This window comes from Streptomyces sp. NBC_01635 (assembly GCF_045209715.1).
Taxonomy (GTDB): domain Bacteria; phylum Actinomycetota; class Actinomycetes; order Streptomycetales; family Streptomycetaceae; genus Streptomyces; species Streptomyces hirsutus.
Genome location: NZ_CP109277.1, coordinates 5,647,345 through 5,664,318, shown reverse-complemented (window position 1 = coordinate 5,664,318; position 16,974 = coordinate 5,647,345). Strand labels below are relative to the sequence as shown.

Here is a 16,974-nt window from a genome sequence, read left to right as displayed (position 1 = left end):
CGCAGCGGCCGCTTCCGGCGCCGTAACTCCACCTCTCCTCGGTGTACCACGCATCGCCCGAGCCACGCGGACCGGTTCGCCTGGCGGACACGGCGACCCGCCGTCCACGGGCGCGCGGTCGTCGTCCACGCACACGGGTGAAAGCACCTCCGGCGTTCCGGGTTGCGCCGATGGGGTGCGGGGCCGTGCGCGCCGGACCGGCGACACGACCGCCGGGGCACTGCACCCGACCGCCGCGCTCACCCGCGGAGGCGCCCGGTGCGCGGCACGCTGCCTCCGGTCCGGGGGCACCCGGCGGGGCGGGACCGTCGAGGAGTCCCCGGAGAGCTTCCGCGAGGCCCTGGAGCCGTCCTTCGAGGACGCACCTGCCCCGAGGGCGCCGAGGGGATCACCGCTCCCGTCGCAGTCCGGCGCGCCGCGTGAGTCCCGGCGCCCCTCCCTTCAGACCGCCGGCGCCACCGACACCGCCGCCAGCCGGTGCGCGTCCCGTGCCGTGCCGGTCACGTTGGACAGGAAGCCCTGGGCTCGCGGGGAGGCGTTCTCGGCGAGCCAGGCCGGGTCGATGTCGCAGACCGCGATGCGGACCTCCGTGCCGGACAGGGCCAGGGGGAGGGTGTGGACGACGGTCGACGGGAAGCTGAGGACCGTGCGGCCGATGGGGCCCCGGCGGGCGATCAGCTCCAGGGGGAGTTCGGGGCGGACGATCTCCAGGCCCGTCTCGACCGCGAGCCGGTGGAGTTTCTCGGTGCTCTCGCGGCGGTGGGCGAAGTAGCGGGTCGCGCCGTGGGCCTTGGTGAGGGAGCGGACGGCCTCGACGTAGGCGTCGGCGTCCACCACACCGGTCTCCACCAGGGACGTGCCCACCATGTCGGCGGTCCTGGTGATGCGGGGCGGGCCGAACCGCTGCCGGGTCCAGGCGAAGGAGTTGGTGCTGACGGTGACTCCGGCCGGGATGTCGTCGACCGGCATCGAGGAGAAGACCTCCACCCGGCGCCGGCCGCCCGGGGTGAGCCTGCGCCGGGCGAGGCCGGAGACCGGGGCGAGGAGCAGGTCGCGGGGGCCGCGGCGGCCGCCCTTGCGGTGCCAGCGGACCAGGCGTTCGCCGCGCGCGAGCTGGCCGACGAACTCCATGGTCGCCGTGCCGTCGTCGACGACGACGAGGTCGCGGGCACGGGTGATCGTCAGCATGAGCTGCACGTACCGCGAGAAGGGGTCGCCGAGGACGACCCGGGAGGCGCGGCGCAGCAGGCCGGCCAGGCCGGCGACGGTCTGGAAGGGTGCGGTGGCTCCGCCGCGCGCCTCCTCCCAGCGGACTTCATGGCCCTCTTCGCGGGCGAGTTCGGACATGCGGCGCAACTGACCGCGTGTCATGGGGTCGACGGGGGACAGCACCACGAGGGTGAGCCCCACGCCGGGCGCATGCGCGTGCGCCCACTCCAGCACGTTCAGCAGCTGTACCGGGCTCTCGACGAAGGCGAGAGTGTGGGAGCCGGCGGTCCCGGCGCGGGGGCTCATCGACGTACGACCGTTCCCGTCGTCAGGGGAGGGTGGGTGAGGGAGGGTCAGACGGTCAGCGGCTCGCCGGCGGCCGCGGCGATCTCCGCCTCGGCGACGGCACCGGGGACCCGGCGCAGCTTCTTCATCGGGCCCAGCTCGGACTCGTAGACCTTCTTGACGCCGTCGCCGAGGGAATCCTCGATGGTGCGGATGTCGCGGACCAGGCGGGTCAGACCCTGCGGCTCGACGGAGGCGGCCTGGTCGGAGCCCCACATGGCGCGGTCCAGGGTGATGTGGCGCTCGACGAACGCGGCGCCGAGGGCGACGGCGGCGAGCGTGGTCTGCAGGCCGGTCTCGTGGCCGGAGTAGCCGATCGGGACGTTCGGGTACTCCTGCTGGAGGGTGTTGATCACGCGGAGGTTCAGCTCCCCGGCCTTGGCCGGGTAGGTGGACGTCGCGTGGCAGAGCAGGATGTTCTCGCTGCCGAGCACCTCGACCGCGTGGCGGATCTGCTTCGGGGTGGACATGCCGGTGGAGAGGATGATCGTGCGGCCGGTGGCGCGCAGCGAGCGCAGCAGCTCGTCGTCCGTGAGGGAGGCGGAGGCCACCTTGTGGGCGGGGACGTCGAACTTCTCCAGGAAGGCGACGGCCTCGGTGTCCCACGGGGAGGCGAACCAGTCGATGCCCCTCTTCTTGCAGTAGGCGTCGATCTGGCGGTACTCCTCCTCGCCGAACTCCACGCGGTGGCGGTAGTCGATGTACGTCATCCGGCCCCAGGGGGTGTCGCGCTCGATGTCCCACTGGTCGCGCGGGGTGCAGATCTCGGGGGTGCGCTTCTGGAACTTGACGGCGTCGCAGCCGGCTTCGGCGGCGGCGTCGATCAGCTTGAACGCGTTCTCGATGTCGCCGTTGTGGTTGATGCCGATCTCACCGGTGACGTACACCGGGCGGCCGGGGCCGGCTTCGCGGGAACCGAGGGTGCGGATGCGGGAGTTGGTGCTCATGACCGGTGCTTCCTTACTTGGGGAGGGAATCGAGAGAGGGGCCGAGGATCCAGCTGGCGATCTCCCGGATCGCGCCGTCGCCACCGGGGACGGTGGTGACCGCGCGCGCGGCGCCGCGTACGACGTCGTGGGCGCTCGCGACCGCCACGGGCCAGCCCACGAGGGCGAAGCACGGGAGGTCATTGACGTCGTTGCCGACGTAGAGCACGCGCTCGGGCGCGATGCCCTGTTCCTCGCACCACTGCTTCAGGGCGAGGTCCTTGCGGTCGATGCCGTGCAGCACGGGGATCTTGAGTTTGCGTGCGCGGGCGGCGACGACCGGGTTCTGTTCCGTGGACAGGACGAGCATCCTCAGTCCGCTCCTGCGCAGAGCGGCGATGCCGAGTCCGTCGCCGCGGTGCACGGAGACGAATTCCTGTCCGGCGGCGTCGATCAGCACCCTGTCGTCGGTCTGGGTGCCGTCGAAGTCGAGGACGACCGCGTCGATGTCGTCGGCTTCGGGGAGGCGGGCGGGGGGATCCGCCGCAAGGGCGCCGGGCCTGTTCGCGTCGAAGAGCGGGGCGAGGGCGCGGGCGCGGGCGAGGTCGTGCGGGTCGTCGATCTCCAGCACGCGGGCGGGGTCGGTGCGCACGAGTTCGGTGCGGCCGAAGAAACGGTGCTGGTGCTCGCGGAAGCCGGCCGCGTCCATGGCGTAGGCGGCGCCGGTCTCCAGGAGGTCCTGGGGGCGGTCCTGGCGGCGGGGGCGGAAGGACTTGTCGTGGTTGACGCCGAAGCCGCCGCTGCCGCCGTCCCCCTGGGAGCCGGCCGGCTCCTCGCCGGCCGCGTCCCGCCAGACGAAGCCGTGGAACGGGGCGACGGTCACGGCCGTGTCGGCGCCCTGCGCGGCGACCGCGCCGGCCACGCCGTCGATGTCCTCGCGGATCAGGAAGGGGCTGGTGCACTGGACCAGCAGGACGACGTCCACCCGGTCGCCGTGCAGCGCCTCGTGGGCGTCCATGGCGTGCAGGACGGCCGCCTCCGAGGTGGCGAGGTCGCCCGCGATGGCGGCGGGGCGCATCACGATCTCGGCGCCGGCCTGCCGGGCGGCGGCCGCGATGGCCTGGTCGTCGGTGGAGACCACGACGTCCGTGACATGGCGCGCCGCGCGGCATTCGCGGACGGCGCGGGTCACCAGGGGCGCGCCGCCGACCGGCGCGAGGTTCTTCGCGGGCACGCCCTTGGAGCCGCCGCGCGCGGGGATCACGGCGAGCACCCGGCGTACCGGGGTGCCCTGGCCCTCTTGCGGTCGGGACATGGGATCAGCTCCTTGAGCAGGAAGGGAGGCGCTCACAGCTCGCCCATCCGACGGATCACCGGGGCCACCCGCTGGACGCCGTGGCGGTAGGCGCCGCGCGCCGCGCGGCGCACGATCTGCCGGACCGGTCCGGGTTCCTTGCCGGCGGCGGGGGTGCCGGGCAGCGGGGTGCCGTCCGGGCCGAGGTGATGGCGGGCGAGCAGGCCGGGCAGGTAGCCGGGCGCGGTGACGGGCGTGTAGTACGGGGCCAGCGGGGGCAGGCCGCCGGGGCGGCCGAGCAGCTCGGCGATGCGGGCGCGGGCGGTGTCGAAGGCCCTGCCGTACGCCCCTCCCCCGGCGGCCACGCCCTGCCGGGACACCCACTCCTCGTCCGGCACGGGCCGGTGGCCGGCGTCGAGCTGGTCCCAGGAGGCGAGGCAGCCGGAGCCGACGAAGTGGTGGTTGCCGAGCGCCTCGCGTACGCCGAGGTCGGTGAGGACCGCGGTCGGGATCCGGCGGTGCAGGGACTCCAGGGCGGCCGTGGAGCTCACCGTGACCAGCAGGTCGGTGCGGTCCAGGACTTCGCCCATGTGCCCGTACACCAGGCGGAAGTTGGCCGGCGGGTCGAGCCGCTGGACCAGTTTCTGGTACGGCAGTTCCTCGATGTGCGTGGTGTGTTCGCCCGGCTTGGAGCGCAGCTTGAGCAGTACCTCGCGCTCGGGGTGCCGGCGGGCGTGCTCGACCAGCCGGTTCAGCAGGTAGGTACGGTCCCGGCGGTTCTCCGGTACGGAGGGCTGGGCGGCGAAGACGACCGTGCGGGGGTCGTGCTCGCCGGTGTAGGCGGCCCCGCCGAGGAACGGCAGCGCGACCTCCGTCACCGAGCCGGCGTCGGCGCCCACGCCTTCGTACACGGCGCGGAAACGGTCCGCGTCCTGACGGGAGTTGGCGAGGACGAGGTCGGCCCCGTGGCGCAGCAGCAGGCCGTCGGCGAGCTTCTCGTAGACGACGCCGACATATCCGGTGACGACGACGGGCCGCTTCGCCCGGTCGGCCGCGGCGTCCTCCCAGACGCGCCCGAGTCCGTGCAGCATCGCCTGCACCCCGCCGCCGACCAGCGCGAGGACCAGGATGTCGTACGACTCCTCGCGCATGGCGTGCAGGAACTGGACCGCGGTCACCTCGTGGAGGGCGTCCGCCCGGACGCCGACCTCGTCGAGCTGACGGGCGGTGGGAGTCGCACGGCCCCGCAGGAGATAACCGTCCAGACGGATGTCCGAATGCTCCGGGGCAATGCGGTTCGCGGTGAGCGCGCCCCATTTCCACCGGGTGTCGGAATCCGCGAGAACGGCTGCTCGCAGGGACTTCGTTGCACTTGCTGGCACAACGAAGACGTTAGGAAGTAATTCCCAGGAGCGGCCCAACCCGAATCCAACAAATGGTTAACAGCAGATCGCCGAATGGGGGATCGACCCGCCCGCTCTCCGGAAAAATGTTCGCTTCACTGCTTCGCCACGCGTCGTTCACCCCGTATCAAGGTTCGGGTAAAGACGAATGACGGGCCGCCCCCTAACGTCGAAGACGTGCCCAAGCTCTCCGTCATCGTGCCGTTCTACAACGTGCGCCCATACGTCCCCGATGCCCTGCGAAGTCTGCGCGCCAACGCGCGGGACGACTTCGAATTCATTCTCGTCGACGACTGCTCGACCGACGGGACCGCGGACCTCCTCGCGCGTGCCGAACGCGAACTGCCGGGGGCGGTGCTGGTCGGCCACGAGAAGAACGGCGGCCTGGCGACCGCCCGCAACACCGGCATCGACCGGGCCCGCGGCGAGTACCTGACCTTCCTCGACGGTGACGACTGGCTGGCGCCCGGCCACTACGCCCGGCTGGTCTCCGCGATCGAGAAGCTGGACTGCGACTTCGTCCGCACCGACCATGTGCAGTGCACCGCGCGGGCCCGCACCGTGCACCGCGTCCCGCACGGCCGGCGCAATGTGGCGCTGAACCCGCGCGACGCGATCCTCCCCTCCCACCGGACCACCTCCGTCGACTACGCCTACGCCTGGGCGGGCATCTACCACCGCAGGCTCGTCGAGCGCGGCGTGCTGCACTTCACCGACGGGCTGCGCACCGCCGAGGACCGGCCCTGGATCTGGAAGCTGCACCGGGAGGCGGAGTCCTTCGCGGTGACCGGCCTCCTCGGTGTCTTCTACCGGCGCGGGGTCTCCTCGTCGCTCACCCAGATCGGTGACGCCCGGCAGCTCGACTTCATTCGCGCGTTCGACCAGGTGATCGAGGAGACCGCGCGGGACGCCGATGCGGCGACCCTGCTGCCGAAGGCCGTGCGCACGTATTGCGCCATCATTTCCCACCACCTGGGAACCATCGAAAGGTTCGAGCCCCCCGTGGCGCGACAGCTGAAGGCGATGAGCACCGCCGCACTGCGGCGCATGCCGCAGGACGTACTCGACGACGCGCTCGGCTCGATGGACACCGAGCGCGCCGGCCGGCTGCGGAGGCTGCGTCGCCGCCCCGTGCCGGCCGCGGAGGTCGCCGCGTGACCACGCAGATCTTCATGGCGTCGACCCTGTACGGCACGGCCACGCTCGCCGCCGCCCTGGACTCCGGCTGCTTCGCGCCCGCCGACCGGCGGATCCTGCTGGTCTCCAACAACGCGACGACGCCCGAGACCACGCCCGCCGTCGACGAGATGCCCGGGTTCGAGCGGCTGCGGTCCCGGTTCGACGACGTGCTGTCCTGGAACGAAGCCGTCTTCCCGTTCCACCCCGGCGGTTGGGCGCCGCGCCTGGAGGACGCCCCCCTGTGGGAGCGGTATCTGCGGCTGCTCTGGGACCTGGGCGACGACGACCTGGCCCTCGCCGTGGAGTCCATCCAGGTCAACCCGGCCCTCGGAGTGACGCAGATCTTCACCGACGCGCCCGTCACCGTCTACGCGGACGGCCTGATGAGCTACGGCCCCACCCGCAACAAGCTCGACCCGCTGGTCGGCACCCGGGTGGAGCGGCTGCTCCACCTCGACCTGGTGCCGGGGCTCGAGCCGCTGCTGCTCACCGAGTTCGGGGTGGTGCCGGAGGTGGTGGCGACCCCCGCGTTCACCAAGGTGCTGGCCGAACTGGTCGACACCGGCGACGAGCTGCCGGACGTGACGGGACCCGCGCTGCTGCTGGGCCAGTACCTGTCCGCGCTGAACATCCTCTCCGCCGAGGAGGAGGAGAACCTTCATGTGCGGATGCTGAAGGGCGCGGTGAAGCTGGGGCACAGCCGCGTGGTGTTCAAGCCGCACCCCACGGCTCCGGCGCGTTTCACCCGCACCCTGGAGGAGGAGGCCGAGCGGCTCGGCGTCGGTCTCACGGTGGTGGACACCCCGGTCCTGGCCGAGGTGCTGTACCAGCGGATGCGTCCGGCCCTGGTCGTCGGCTGCTTCTCCACCGCCCTGCTGACCGCGTCCACCCTGTACGGGCTGCCGGTCGCCCGGGTCGGCACCGGGACTCTGCTGGACCGGCTGACGCCGTTCGAGAACAGCAACCGCGTCCCGGTCACCCTCGTCGACGCGCTGCTGCCGGAGCCGACGGACGGGGCGGCGGTCGCCGAGGGGCGCGGACGCATGGCCGCCGAGGCGCTCGGCGACCTCGTACGGGCCGTCGGGTTCACGATGCAGCCGAAGATCCTGCCGGCCCTGCGGTCCGAGGCCGAGCACTACCTGTCGACGCGACTGGACGACGACACCCGGCGCTACTTCAAGAAGAAGCGGCTGACGTCCCTCGGGCTGCCCGGCGGGGTGCCGCCCCAGCTGGGGTTCCTGCCGCGCAACGCCACGGTCCGGAAGGTCGCGCGCAGGGCGCGCAGGCTGCGCCGGGCGATGGCCCGCCGCTGAGCACGCGTCCGCCCCGCCCCTCGGCGGGGCGGACGGGCGGGGCGCCTCCCTGAATGAACGGCGAGCGAAGGCCATGGAAAGTTCGAGCGACAGTCAGTCAACTCCATGGATTCCATGGTGAACTGACGGTCAGACTCATAGGATCATCACGCTTGCCGCCCTTCTCCGGCGTCACCCAACCCGTGAGGCATCCATGACGAACATCGGACGGCTCTACTCGCTCCTCGACGATGTCCGCCTGCCGGACGCCCTCCCCTACTCCCAGGTCAGCACCTGGGAACTGCGGTTCCTCTATCTGCTGGGACGCCATCACCTCACGGGCGAGGACCGGCTGGTCGAACTGGGGTCCGGTGGCGGTGGTTCCACCTATGCCCTCGCGCTCGGGCTGCGCGAGAGCCCCGTCTTCGACGAGCGCCGGGGGCGGCTGCACGCGTACGACTTCTTCCGCGTCGGCAAGGGCACCTTCGCGACGGAGAAGTTCTTCACCTCCGGCAGCAAACCGGCCGAGGACGATTCCTTCCTGGACGACTTCCGCGGACGCCTCGAACCGTTCCTGCCGTTCCTGGAGATCCACGCGGGCGACCTCTGGAAGACCTCCGACCCCGGGGACACCAGCCCCGTCGAGTTCCTGCACATCGACATCGCCAAGACCCCCCGGGTGTTCCGCTGCGTGACCGAGCGCTTCCTGTCCCGGCTGCGCCCCGGTTCGGTCGTCCTGCACCAGGACTTCGCCGGGCCCCGGCTGCCGTGGCTGCACCACAGCACGGGCGCGCTGCTGCCGTACATCGAGATCGCCGGACCGCCGATCCGCTCCACGCTCGCCTTCGAGGTGGTCCGGCCGATCCCCGAGGACGTGCTGAAGTCCCTCGCGGAGGACACCTGCTCCGTCGACGAGAAGCTGGCGCTCATCTCCGCCGTCCAGGAACGGATCGACCGCGACCACACCGGCGGCATCCCGTTCAAGTCGGTCCTGGAGTTCTCCAAGGCCTACGTCGCCCACTACGCCGGCGACCACCGGCGGGCGTGGTCGCTGGCCGAGCCGCTGATCGACGACGCGTACCTGAGCCGTACCCGCGCCGACCACTTCGAGCAGCTGCGCACGGCGTACGACGAGGACCGGGCGAAGAACGGCGGCGGCGGTTCGCGGCTGTCCCGGCTGGTGGGGAAGGCCCTGGGCCGCTGAGTCCGCGGGCCCGGCGTGAAGCGCGCGGCACGCGGCACGCGTGAGCCCCCGCGGCCCGTCCCCCAGCGTCCTGGGACCGGCCGCGGGGGCTCCCCCCGTCTCACTCGCCGAGGATCGCCCTCAGGTCGGCGGCGTTGGCCTCGGTGACCTTCCACAGCGACTGCTGACGCTCGTGGACGTCGGCGACGGTCGCCGCGTGACGGTCCAGGATGCCGGTCGCCCGCTCGGTGAGCACGGCGCCCAGGTTCCTGTCGTGCACGGAGACGCCCCACTCGGGGCGCTCGATGTCGGCCAGGAAGTACGCCATCTTCGGGTGCGAGATCAGGCTGATGATCGGCGTGCCCACGCCGAACGGGATCATCCCGGCGTGCCCGCGCATGCCGATGACGAGGCGGGTCCTCGCGTACAGGTCCCGGATCCCGTCGTTGTCGAAGTCGTACATCGGGATCACCGGCAGCGAGATGCCGTGCTCGCGGCGCAGGTCGAAGGCGATCCGCTCGTCGTCCAGCGAGTGCGCCACGCAGCGGACCTCGGTGTGCGCGCCGATGCCGCGCACGGCCTTGGCGATCTCCGCGAGGAAGTGCCCGTAGTCGTGTCCGAAGCGCAGGCCCGCCCGGTCGTAGGCGGCGTTCAGCAGGACGGTGTCCTCGCGCTCGGCCGGGTCCGTCCAGCCTTGCACCAACTGGCGGCTGACCGTGGTGGGGCAGGGCTGGAAGCGGACCTTGTCGTGCAGGTGGTCCGGGAGCATGGCCCGCACCTTGGCGATGGAGCCGTGGTTGCGCAGCCCGAAGAACGAGGACTTCTCCACCAGCAGGCGCAGGCTCTCGCGGAACCGCCCGGCCCGGTACGACTGGCCGTCGAAGGCGTTGAAGCCGACCGCGTACACCATGATCGGCACGTCGACGGCGCGCAGGTGTGCGTCGGGCACGTTCCACTGCCAGGCGCTGTTGCCGTTGGGCATGGTGTCCGGGATGAACAGTCCGCCGCCGCCGATGACCAGGCCGCGCCGGGCGTTGACCCGCTCCAGGGCGGCCTCGTCGAACAGCCGGTGGGCGTGCACGGAGTGCCAGCGGCGGGAGGTGGTGTCCGGGCCGAAGCCCAGGCGGACGGTCTCCGGCAGCAGCTTGTCGCCGGCGTTGCCCTGGCGGTCCATGTAGAAGGCGACGTGCGCCAGCTGGTCCTCGGCGCCGCCCAGCTCCTGCTCGGGTACGGAGGCGGCGCGCTGGGCCCACAGCCGGCTCGAGCGGTGGGTGGGGTCGACGGAGATGCCGGCGGTGGCGTGCCGCAGCGACTCGGCGTCGTCTCCGTGCACCCAGGCCGTCTGGGCGAGCCGGGCGTAGGCGGTCGCGGCCCGGTTGGGGGCGGCGGCGGCGAGCAGCAGCCGGGCCTTGGCCTCCTCGTAGCGCGAGACGCTCATCAGGGCGTGCCCGAGCACCTCGTGCGGCCATGCCTCGTCGAGCGGGATGTGCACACCGCTCAGGATGTCGACGGCGTCCTGGTAGTCGCCGGCCGCGATGTGCGCGGCGGCCACCTTGCGGGCGCTCTCGACGTCACCGGTGCGTGCGACGTGCGGGGTCCCGAGGTGCACCAGCAGGTCGTGGTGGAGGGTGCCGGACCGGGCCAGGTAGGCGGCCTGGAACTCGGCGTCGGACAGCTCGAACTCGCGCCAGCGGTCCTCCGCCTGCCCGTATCCGGCCTCGCCGCCCTGCCAGGGCTTGTGGCGGCCGGTGAAGTGCAGGATCGCGGTGTCGTCGGGGACCGGCAGGTCGCCGGACAGGCGCCGCTTGACGAAGTTGTAGCGGGCGTCGAGGCGGACGAAGTCGCCGTCCAGAACGGCGTTGAGGATGCCCTGGTCGTGCTTGTCGAGCTCGTAGTCGCCGCTGCGTCCGGTCGCGTCCAGCTCGGCGCAGAACGCGTCGCTGAGGTACTCGCGCTGGATGACCAGCAGCCCGGAGTTCAGCTTGTGCTGCCCGTAGAAGAACTGCGGGACGGCCGCCAGGCCCTCGCGCAGCCGCAGCAGTTCACCGAGGTCGCCGAGGACGACCATGTCGGTGTCGAGCGTGATGATGGTGTCGTACTCGCGCAGCCGGAAGACGTCGAGGATGAAGTACGCCTTGCGGACCAGGTAGTTGTCCTGGTCGCCCTTCTTGTACGTGTCGTAGTGCCCGGTGTTCACCCGGCGCAGCACGATCCTCGGGTGCAGGGCGCGGATCCTGGCGATGGAGCCGGGCCGCAGGTCGTCGTGGAGCACGACGAAGTCCTCGCACACGCCCGGGTTGGACAGCGCGAGGCTGCGCAGCAGGGCGAGGAAGCCGGGCAGGTAGTTCTCGTCGACGTAGGCGGCGAAGGCGACGCGGCGCTTGCCGGTGAGCGCGTCCGACGAGAGGGCCGGTGCCGGGGAGGCCGTGGTCGCGGCCCCGGGGGTGATGGTCATCGCAGGGATATCCTCATGTCGGTCACTCGCTGGGCCCGCTGCATGACCCATTCCTTCTCGCTGGTGTACTCGTGCACGGAGGTGATCGGCATCTTCATGGCTTCGGGCACGCGGTAGGCGCCGCTCTCGTAGAAGTCGAAGCCGATCAGGTCGAGCGTGGGGCTGACGTCCAGGAAGTCCAGCAGGAACAGCATGTTGAAGCCGGTGGTCGGAATGCCCGACCAGACGTCGGAGCCGAGCTTGCCGATGGTGCGCACGGGCCAGCGCAGCGACTCGTCGCCGAGGTGTCGCTGGGCGCCGGGCACCAGGCGGTTGCGCAGGGAGTGCTTCCAGTCGCCGGAGACGCCGCCGAACACGAGCCGGGTGGTGACCGGCTGGTCCCAGTTGAAGCCGTGCTTGTGGATGGTGGCGTGGATGTCGGTACGCCCGCCGGTGTGCTTCTCGTCGATGCGGTACGAGTTGAAACGGACCACCAGGTCGTAGGCGTCGATCTCGGCGCCAATCGAACTGGCGCCCACTCGCCCGGAGTTGGCGATGAGGCAGATGGACTTGCCGGCGATCAGGTTGCGGAACTCGCCGAGGCTGACCCACTGCACGCCGCCGATGGTGGGGTCGGCGACGGGGCCGCGCATCCGGTTGCGGCGCTGCTCGGCGTAGAGGGCCAGGACCTCGGTGAGCGCGGGCAGGTCGGCGTCGCCGCGCGCGGAGCGCAGCTCCAGGTACTGGCCGAGCAGTTCCTGCCGGTCGGCGACCGGCGCCTGCCCGGCGGCCAGTGCGAGGAGCGCTCCCACCATGCGCGGCTCGGCCTCGGACCAGTCCCCCGCGGCGTGCGCGGCCAGGCCCTCGGCCCACACGTCGGTGGCGGGACCGTCGGCGAACCGCTCGGCGCGCGGGCACTGGCGCCGCAGCAGGGCCAGCAGTTCCCGGTCCTTCTCCCCGGCGACCCGCAGTCCGGCGATCTTCGCGGAGACGCCGAATCCGTCGCTGTCGGTGAGGCCCAGGTACCGCTCGTAGGCGGGTACGGCCTCGGTCTCGTCGCCGAGGGCCTCCATCAGCCGGGCGCGCAGCCGCCAGCCGGCGCGGGAGTTCTTGCGCTGGGCCAGGACGGTGTCGCTGATGACCAGGGCGAGGTCCAGCTCGTCGTCGTAGCCGCACTCCAGGGCCTTGTTGGCGACGGCGAGCAGGGCGTCCAGCACGTCGTTGGGGATGCCGGCGGCGGGGACCGACGCGCCCTTGACGACCCGCTTGAGGCGGGCGGCGGCACCGCTCGGCGCGGCCGGTGCGGCGGTGGGGGCGTCACCGGTGGTGACCACGACGAGCAGCTTGCGGAGCTGCTCGGCGAGTTCGATGCGGCGGCGGTCCACACTGCCGACGAGTTTTCCGCTGTGCACCGCGCAGGCACGCAGGCAGTCGTCCAGCTCCCCTCCGCGCACACGTGCCCGTCTGTTCTGAACCGTCGTCATGGCACTCCTGTTTTGCCGAACCATCTGCGCGCGCTCCGCGACAACATTGGTTGCGTTTTCTTCCACGCAAGGGGGATGTTCGGAGAATTTAGAAAGCCAAAACGACATCCAGGTGAACTCATCTCTACCGGCCAGGGAATCGTTGGTCCGGCGTTCGGTTGCTCTCCGTCCATCGGACTAGCGTGCTGGCGTACCCGCGGCCGAATCCGGCCGGAATCATGAAACCCAGGGGTTTTCCTTGACCAGCACGCTCGCTCGTCCGGTGCCCGGAGCGACCCGGCCGGCGGAGACGGGAAAGCCGCACGGGCGTCCCCGGTTGCGCGCCCTGGACGGACTGCGGCTGGTCGCCGCGCTGATGGTGGCGGCCTATCACTACGGCGGGCGCGGCGGCGATGTCACCACTGCCTGGGGAAGCTCCCCGAAGGACCAGTTCCCCACCCTTCACGAGTACTTCGCCTACGGCTGCCTCGGCGTCCAGATCTTCTTCGTGATCAGCGGATTCGTCATCTGCATGAGCGGCTGGGGCAGGCCGCTGCGGTCGTTCTTCGCCTCCCGCACCTCCCGGCTGCTGCCCGCCTACTGGGCGGCGGTCCTCCTCGTGACGGCGGTGTTCGCCCTGCCGGTGGTCGTCCACGAGGCCGTCTCGCCGAGCGACGCCCTGGTGAACCTGACGATGCTCCAGCAGCCGCTCGGCGTGGACCGGGTGCTGGGGGTGTGCTGGACGCTGTGGGCGGAGGTCCGCTTCTACGCGCTGTTCGCCCTGTTCGTGGTGATGCCCGGGGCGAGCCGGCAGCGGGTGATCCTCTTCTGCGCGCTGTGGACCCTGGGGGCGGCGATCGCCGAGGGCGCGAACGAGCCGCTGCTCGACCTCGTCCTGATGCCGCAGTACGCGCCGTTCTTCGTCGGCGGTGTCGGCCTGTACCTCGTCCACCGCGACCGCAAGGACGTGTACGCCTGGGGCATCGTCGGGGTGAGCTGGCTGATCGGCCAGCACTACTCGGTCCAGGACCTGTGGCACGCGCCGAGCGCGGACGCCTTCTCCCACAGGACCTCGTTCGGCATCATCCTGGTCGTGACGCTCGGCTTCGCCGCGGTCACCGCCATCGCGCTGGGCCTGCTGGACCGGGCGAACTGGCGCTGGCTGACCGTCGCGGGCGCCCTCACCTACCCGTTCTACCTGGTCCACGAGCACCTGGGATGGGTGGTCATCCACGGCCTGCACCGCGGCCTCGGCATCGGCTCGGCGGGGACCTTCGCCCTCACCGTCGCCGCGATGCTGCTGCTGGCCTGGCTGCTGAACCGGTACGTGGAGGAGACGCTGACGCCGAAGATCCGGGCGGCGCTGTCCAGGGTGCGCTGAGCGTCCTTCAGTCCATGCCGTACCGCGCCGCGATCCCCGCGATCAGCAGCGCCAGCCCTTCCTCGAAATGCCGGTCGTAGTCCTCGAAGATCTCCCTACCCGCCTCGGCCGCCAGCGGGAAGCCGGCCATGAGGCGGGCGCGCTCGACGAGATCGAAGCCCTCTCGGCGCTCTCCGGGCAGCGGCTCGACGCCCTGCTCCTCGGTGACGAAACCGAGCGTGTAGAGGTACGTCGTGTTCAGCGCGCGGGCCGCCTGGGGCAGGGTGAGGCCGGCGGCCGTGAGCAGGCGCAGGCTGTCCTCCATCTGCTCCGCGTGCACGAGACCGGTGAAGCGTGAGCCGCTGAACACCTTCGCGCCGTCGCGATAGCCGAGCAGCGCCGCGCGCAGTCCCCGGTTGGCCTTCAGCAATCGCTCCCGCCAGGTGTCACCGGCGTCGAGCGCGGCACCGGCCGTCATCCGCCGGTACATCTCGGTCGCCATCTCGTCGAGCAGCGCCTGCTTGTCCTTGAAGTGCCAGTACAGGGCGGGCGCCTTGACGTCCAGTTCCCTGGCGATGGCGCGCAGCGTCAGGCCGTCCAGGCCCACTTCGTTCAGCAGCCTCAGCGCCGTGTCGGCGACCCGTTCGCGGTCCAGGGGCGCGCGTCGTTCCGTACTCACACTTGACAACTTAACACCGTTAAGGCCACGCTCGGCAGCGACGGCCACTTAACAACGTTAAGGAGCGGATCGTGAGCAACACCGATGTCCTGATCGTGGGCGCCGGCCCCACCGGCCTCGCTCTCGGTATCGACCTGGCCCGGCGCGGGGTCCCCGCCCAGGTCGTGGAACAGGGGGACGGGCTGTTCCCCGGCTCGCGCGGCAAAGGGCTCCAGCCGCGCACCATGGAGATCTTCGACGACCTCGGCGTGTACGACGCGATCCGCGCGGCGGGCGGAACCTACCCGGCCGGGATGATCTGGCGGGACGGCGAGCGGGCCGGCGAGCACCGGATGTTCGACCCGGTCGGGGCGGACGAGGACTCGCCGTACACCGAGCCCTGCATGATTCCGCAGTGGCGCACGCAACGGATCCTGCTGGAGCGGCTGGAGGAACTCGGCGGCAAGGTCGCCTTCGGCCGGAAGGTCACCGGCCTGACCCAGGACGAAGAGGGCGTGACGGCGCGCCTCACCTCCGGCGACACGGTGCGCGCCCGGTACGCCGTCGCCGCGGACGGCGGCCGCTCGGCGGTGCGCCGCGCGGTCGGCGTCGCCATGACCGGGGAGGAACTGGACCCGGGCCCCATGCTCGTGGCGGACGTGCGGATCACCGGCCTCGACCGCGACAACTGGCACATCTTCCCGCCCCGCGACGGCGGCGGCGGAGACGGGGCGGGCGGCGACCTCCTCGCGATCTGTCCGCTGGCCGGGACGGAGGACTTCCAGCTGACCACCCGGTTCGCGCACGGTACGGAGGTGGACCTTTCCCTCGACGGCATACGGCGGGTCGTCGCCGCCTGCTCCCACCTCGCCCCCGACGACGTCACCGAGGTCCGCTGGGCCTCGGACTTCCGCCCGCGGGCCGCGCTGGCCGACCGCTTCCGGGCGGGCCGGGTGTTCCTCGCCGGTGACGCGGCGCACGTGCACTCCCCGGCGGGCGGGCAGGGCCTCAACACCAGCGTCCAGGACGCCCACAACCTGGGCTGGAAGCTGGGCGCGGTGCTGCGCGACGGGGCGGTCGCGTCCCTGCTGGACACCTACGAGGAGGAGCGGCGCCCGATCGCCGCGCAGATGCTCAGTCTGTCCACCAGCGTCCACCGGGGCGAGACCAGGCGCGGAGCGGCCACGCGCCAACTGGGCCTGGGCTACCCGGCCTCGTCCCTCACGCGCGAGACGCGTACGGCTCCCGGCCCGCTGCGGGCGGGCGACCGCGCCCCCGATGCCACGGTGGACGGCGTGCGCCTCTTCGATGCGTTCCGGGGGCCGCACTGGACCCTGCTGGCACTGGGGGTGCCGGCGCCCGGCACCGAAGTGCCCGTGCGGGTGGTGCGCGGACCGGCGCACGAGTCCTACGGAACGGGGCTGTTCCTCGTCCGGCCCGACGGGTACGTCGGCTGGGCCGGGGACACGGCGGCGGCCGGACTTCCGGAGTACCTGACCCGGTTCGGCCCTCGCCGGCCGCCGGCCTGACCCGGACGAGAGGCTCTAGGCGCTCGCGAGCGACAGCTTCGCCGCGAAGCCCAGGAACAGGGCGCCCGCCGCCGAGGTGGCGCCCGCCGACAGGGCCCGGCGGCGGCGGAAGGCGGCGGCGAGCCTGGTGCCGCCGAAGATGAGCGCGCTCAGGTAGAGCACGCTGGCGATCTGCGCGAAGGCGCCGAGGACGACGAAGGACAGCGCCGGGTAGGCGTACGCCGGGTCGACGAACTGCACGAAGAAGGAGATGAAGAACAGGATCGCCTTGGGGTTGAGCAGACTGATGACCAGCGCCCTGCGGTACGGCCGCTCCATCGGGGCCGTGTCGGCCGCGACCGCCTCGGAGGCGTTCTCGAGGGCGCTCTGCTCGCGCCGGGTCCGCCACATGCCCCAGGCCGCGCGCAGCATGCCGATCGCGAGCCAGGTCAGATAGCCGGCGCCCGCGTACTTCACGATGCCGAACAGCACGGCGTTCCCCTGGAGCAGCGAGGCGACGCCCGCCGCGGACAGCGTCATCAGCACGGCGTCCCCGCACCAGACTCCGGCCGCCGCCCGGTAGCCGACCCGCGCCCCGCGCCGGGCGGCGACGGACAGGACGTACAGGGAGTTGGGGCCGGGCAGCAGCACGATGAGGATCAGGCCGGCCAGGTAGGTGGGGAGGTCGATGACGCCGAACATGGAGGGAGTGTCGCACGG

At 71.7% G+C, this 16,974-nt stretch carries 13 protein-coding genes; 5 read left to right on the top strand and 8 right to left on the bottom strand.

Annotation, left to right across the window (positions count from 1 at the left end):
• Positions 1-441: 441 nt before the first annotated feature.
• Genes OHB56_RS26470 through OHB56_RS26455 form a run of 4 tightly spaced genes read right to left on the bottom strand, consistent with a single transcriptional unit; the run spans position 442 to position 5,156 of the window.
• Entirely contained in the window at positions 442-1,515 is a 1,074-nt protein-coding gene (locus OHB56_RS26470; RefSeq protein WP_406356000.1) for a hypothetical protein, read from the bottom strand.
• Between the two features lie 47 nt (positions 1,516-1,562).
• Positions 1,563-2,501, bottom strand: a complete 939-nt coding sequence (locus OHB56_RS26465; RefSeq protein WP_055591896.1) for an N-acetylneuraminate synthase family protein — start codon at positions 2,499-2,501, stop codon at positions 1,563-1,565.
• A 13-nt stretch (positions 2,502-2,514) separates the two neighbouring features.
• Positions 2,515-3,795, bottom strand: coding sequence for a cytidylyltransferase domain-containing protein (locus OHB56_RS26460; RefSeq protein ID WP_406355998.1), 1,281 nt, complete (start codon positions 3,793-3,795; stop codon positions 2,515-2,517).
• A gap of 32 nt (positions 3,796-3,827) precedes the next feature.
• On the bottom strand, positions 3,828-5,156 hold the full coding sequence (locus OHB56_RS26455) for a DUF6716 putative glycosyltransferase (RefSeq protein ID WP_406355997.1): 1,329 nt from the start codon (positions 5,154-5,156) through the stop codon (positions 3,828-3,830).
• Between the two features lie 198 nt (positions 5,157-5,354).
• Between OHB56_RS26455 and OHB56_RS26450 the strand changes: the two genes are divergently transcribed.
• The 3 genes from OHB56_RS26450 (at position 5,355) to OHB56_RS26440 (ending at position 8,852) form a co-directional block, all read left to right on the top strand.
• Positions 5,355-6,335: a glycosyltransferase family 2 protein gene (locus tag OHB56_RS26450; protein ID WP_326754407.1), complete on the top strand. Its 981-nt coding sequence runs from the start codon at positions 5,355-5,357 to the stop codon at positions 6,333-6,335.
• Positions 6,332-7,669, top strand: coding sequence for a polysialyltransferase family glycosyltransferase (locus OHB56_RS26445; RefSeq protein WP_406355996.1), 1,338 nt, complete (start codon positions 6,332-6,334; stop codon positions 7,667-7,669). Before OHB56_RS26450 ends, OHB56_RS26445 begins: the two co-directional genes overlap by 4 nt.
• A 193-nt stretch (positions 7,670-7,862) precedes the next feature.
• On the top strand, positions 7,863-8,852 hold the full coding sequence (locus OHB56_RS26440; protein ID WP_406355994.1) for a hypothetical protein: 990 nt from the start codon (positions 7,863-7,865) through the stop codon (positions 8,850-8,852).
• Positions 8,853-8,952: 100 nt separating this feature from the next.
• On the opposite strand, the gene OHB56_RS26435 is transcribed toward OHB56_RS26440, so the two are convergent.
• A complete protein-coding gene (locus OHB56_RS26435; protein ID WP_406355992.1) occupies positions 8,953-11,286 on the bottom strand; it encodes a glycosyltransferase in 2,334 nt (777 codons plus the stop codon).
• Positions 11,283-12,749 (bottom strand): glycosyltransferase family 29 protein, encoded by a 1,467-nt coding sequence (locus OHB56_RS26430; protein WP_406355991.1) that lies wholly within the window; start codon positions 12,747-12,749, stop codon positions 11,283-11,285. The genes OHB56_RS26435 and OHB56_RS26430 overlap by 4 nt, the downstream gene beginning before the upstream one ends.
• Positions 12,750-12,987: 238 nt before the next feature.
• Between OHB56_RS26430 and OHB56_RS26425 the strand changes: the two genes are divergently transcribed.
• Entirely contained in the window at positions 12,988-14,109 is a 1,122-nt protein-coding gene (locus tag OHB56_RS26425; protein WP_406355989.1) for an acyltransferase family protein, read from the top strand.
• Between the two features lie 7 nt (positions 14,110-14,116).
• Here OHB56_RS26425 and OHB56_RS26420 read toward each other — a convergent pair whose 3' ends face one another.
• On the bottom strand, positions 14,117-14,767 hold the full coding sequence (locus OHB56_RS26420) for a TetR/AcrR family transcriptional regulator (RefSeq protein ID WP_406355987.1): 651 nt from the start codon (positions 14,765-14,767) through the stop codon (positions 14,117-14,119).
• Positions 14,768-14,838: 71 nt separating this feature from the next.
• On the opposite strand from OHB56_RS26420, the gene OHB56_RS26415 reads away from it, so the two are divergent.
• The gene (locus tag OHB56_RS26415; protein ID WP_406355985.1) at positions 14,839-16,275 is read left to right on the top strand and encodes an FAD-dependent oxidoreductase; all 1,437 of its coding nucleotides are present in this window, start codon (positions 14,839-14,841) and stop codon (positions 16,273-16,275) included.
• A 15-nt stretch (positions 16,276-16,290) separates the two neighbouring features.
• Here the strand turns inward: OHB56_RS26415 and leuE are convergent, their stop codons facing one another.
• On the bottom strand, positions 16,291-16,956 hold the full coding sequence (leuE, locus tag OHB56_RS26410; RefSeq protein WP_406355984.1) for a leucine efflux protein LeuE: 666 nt from the start codon (positions 16,954-16,956) through the stop codon (positions 16,291-16,293).
• Positions 16,957-16,974: the final 18 nt, after the last annotated feature.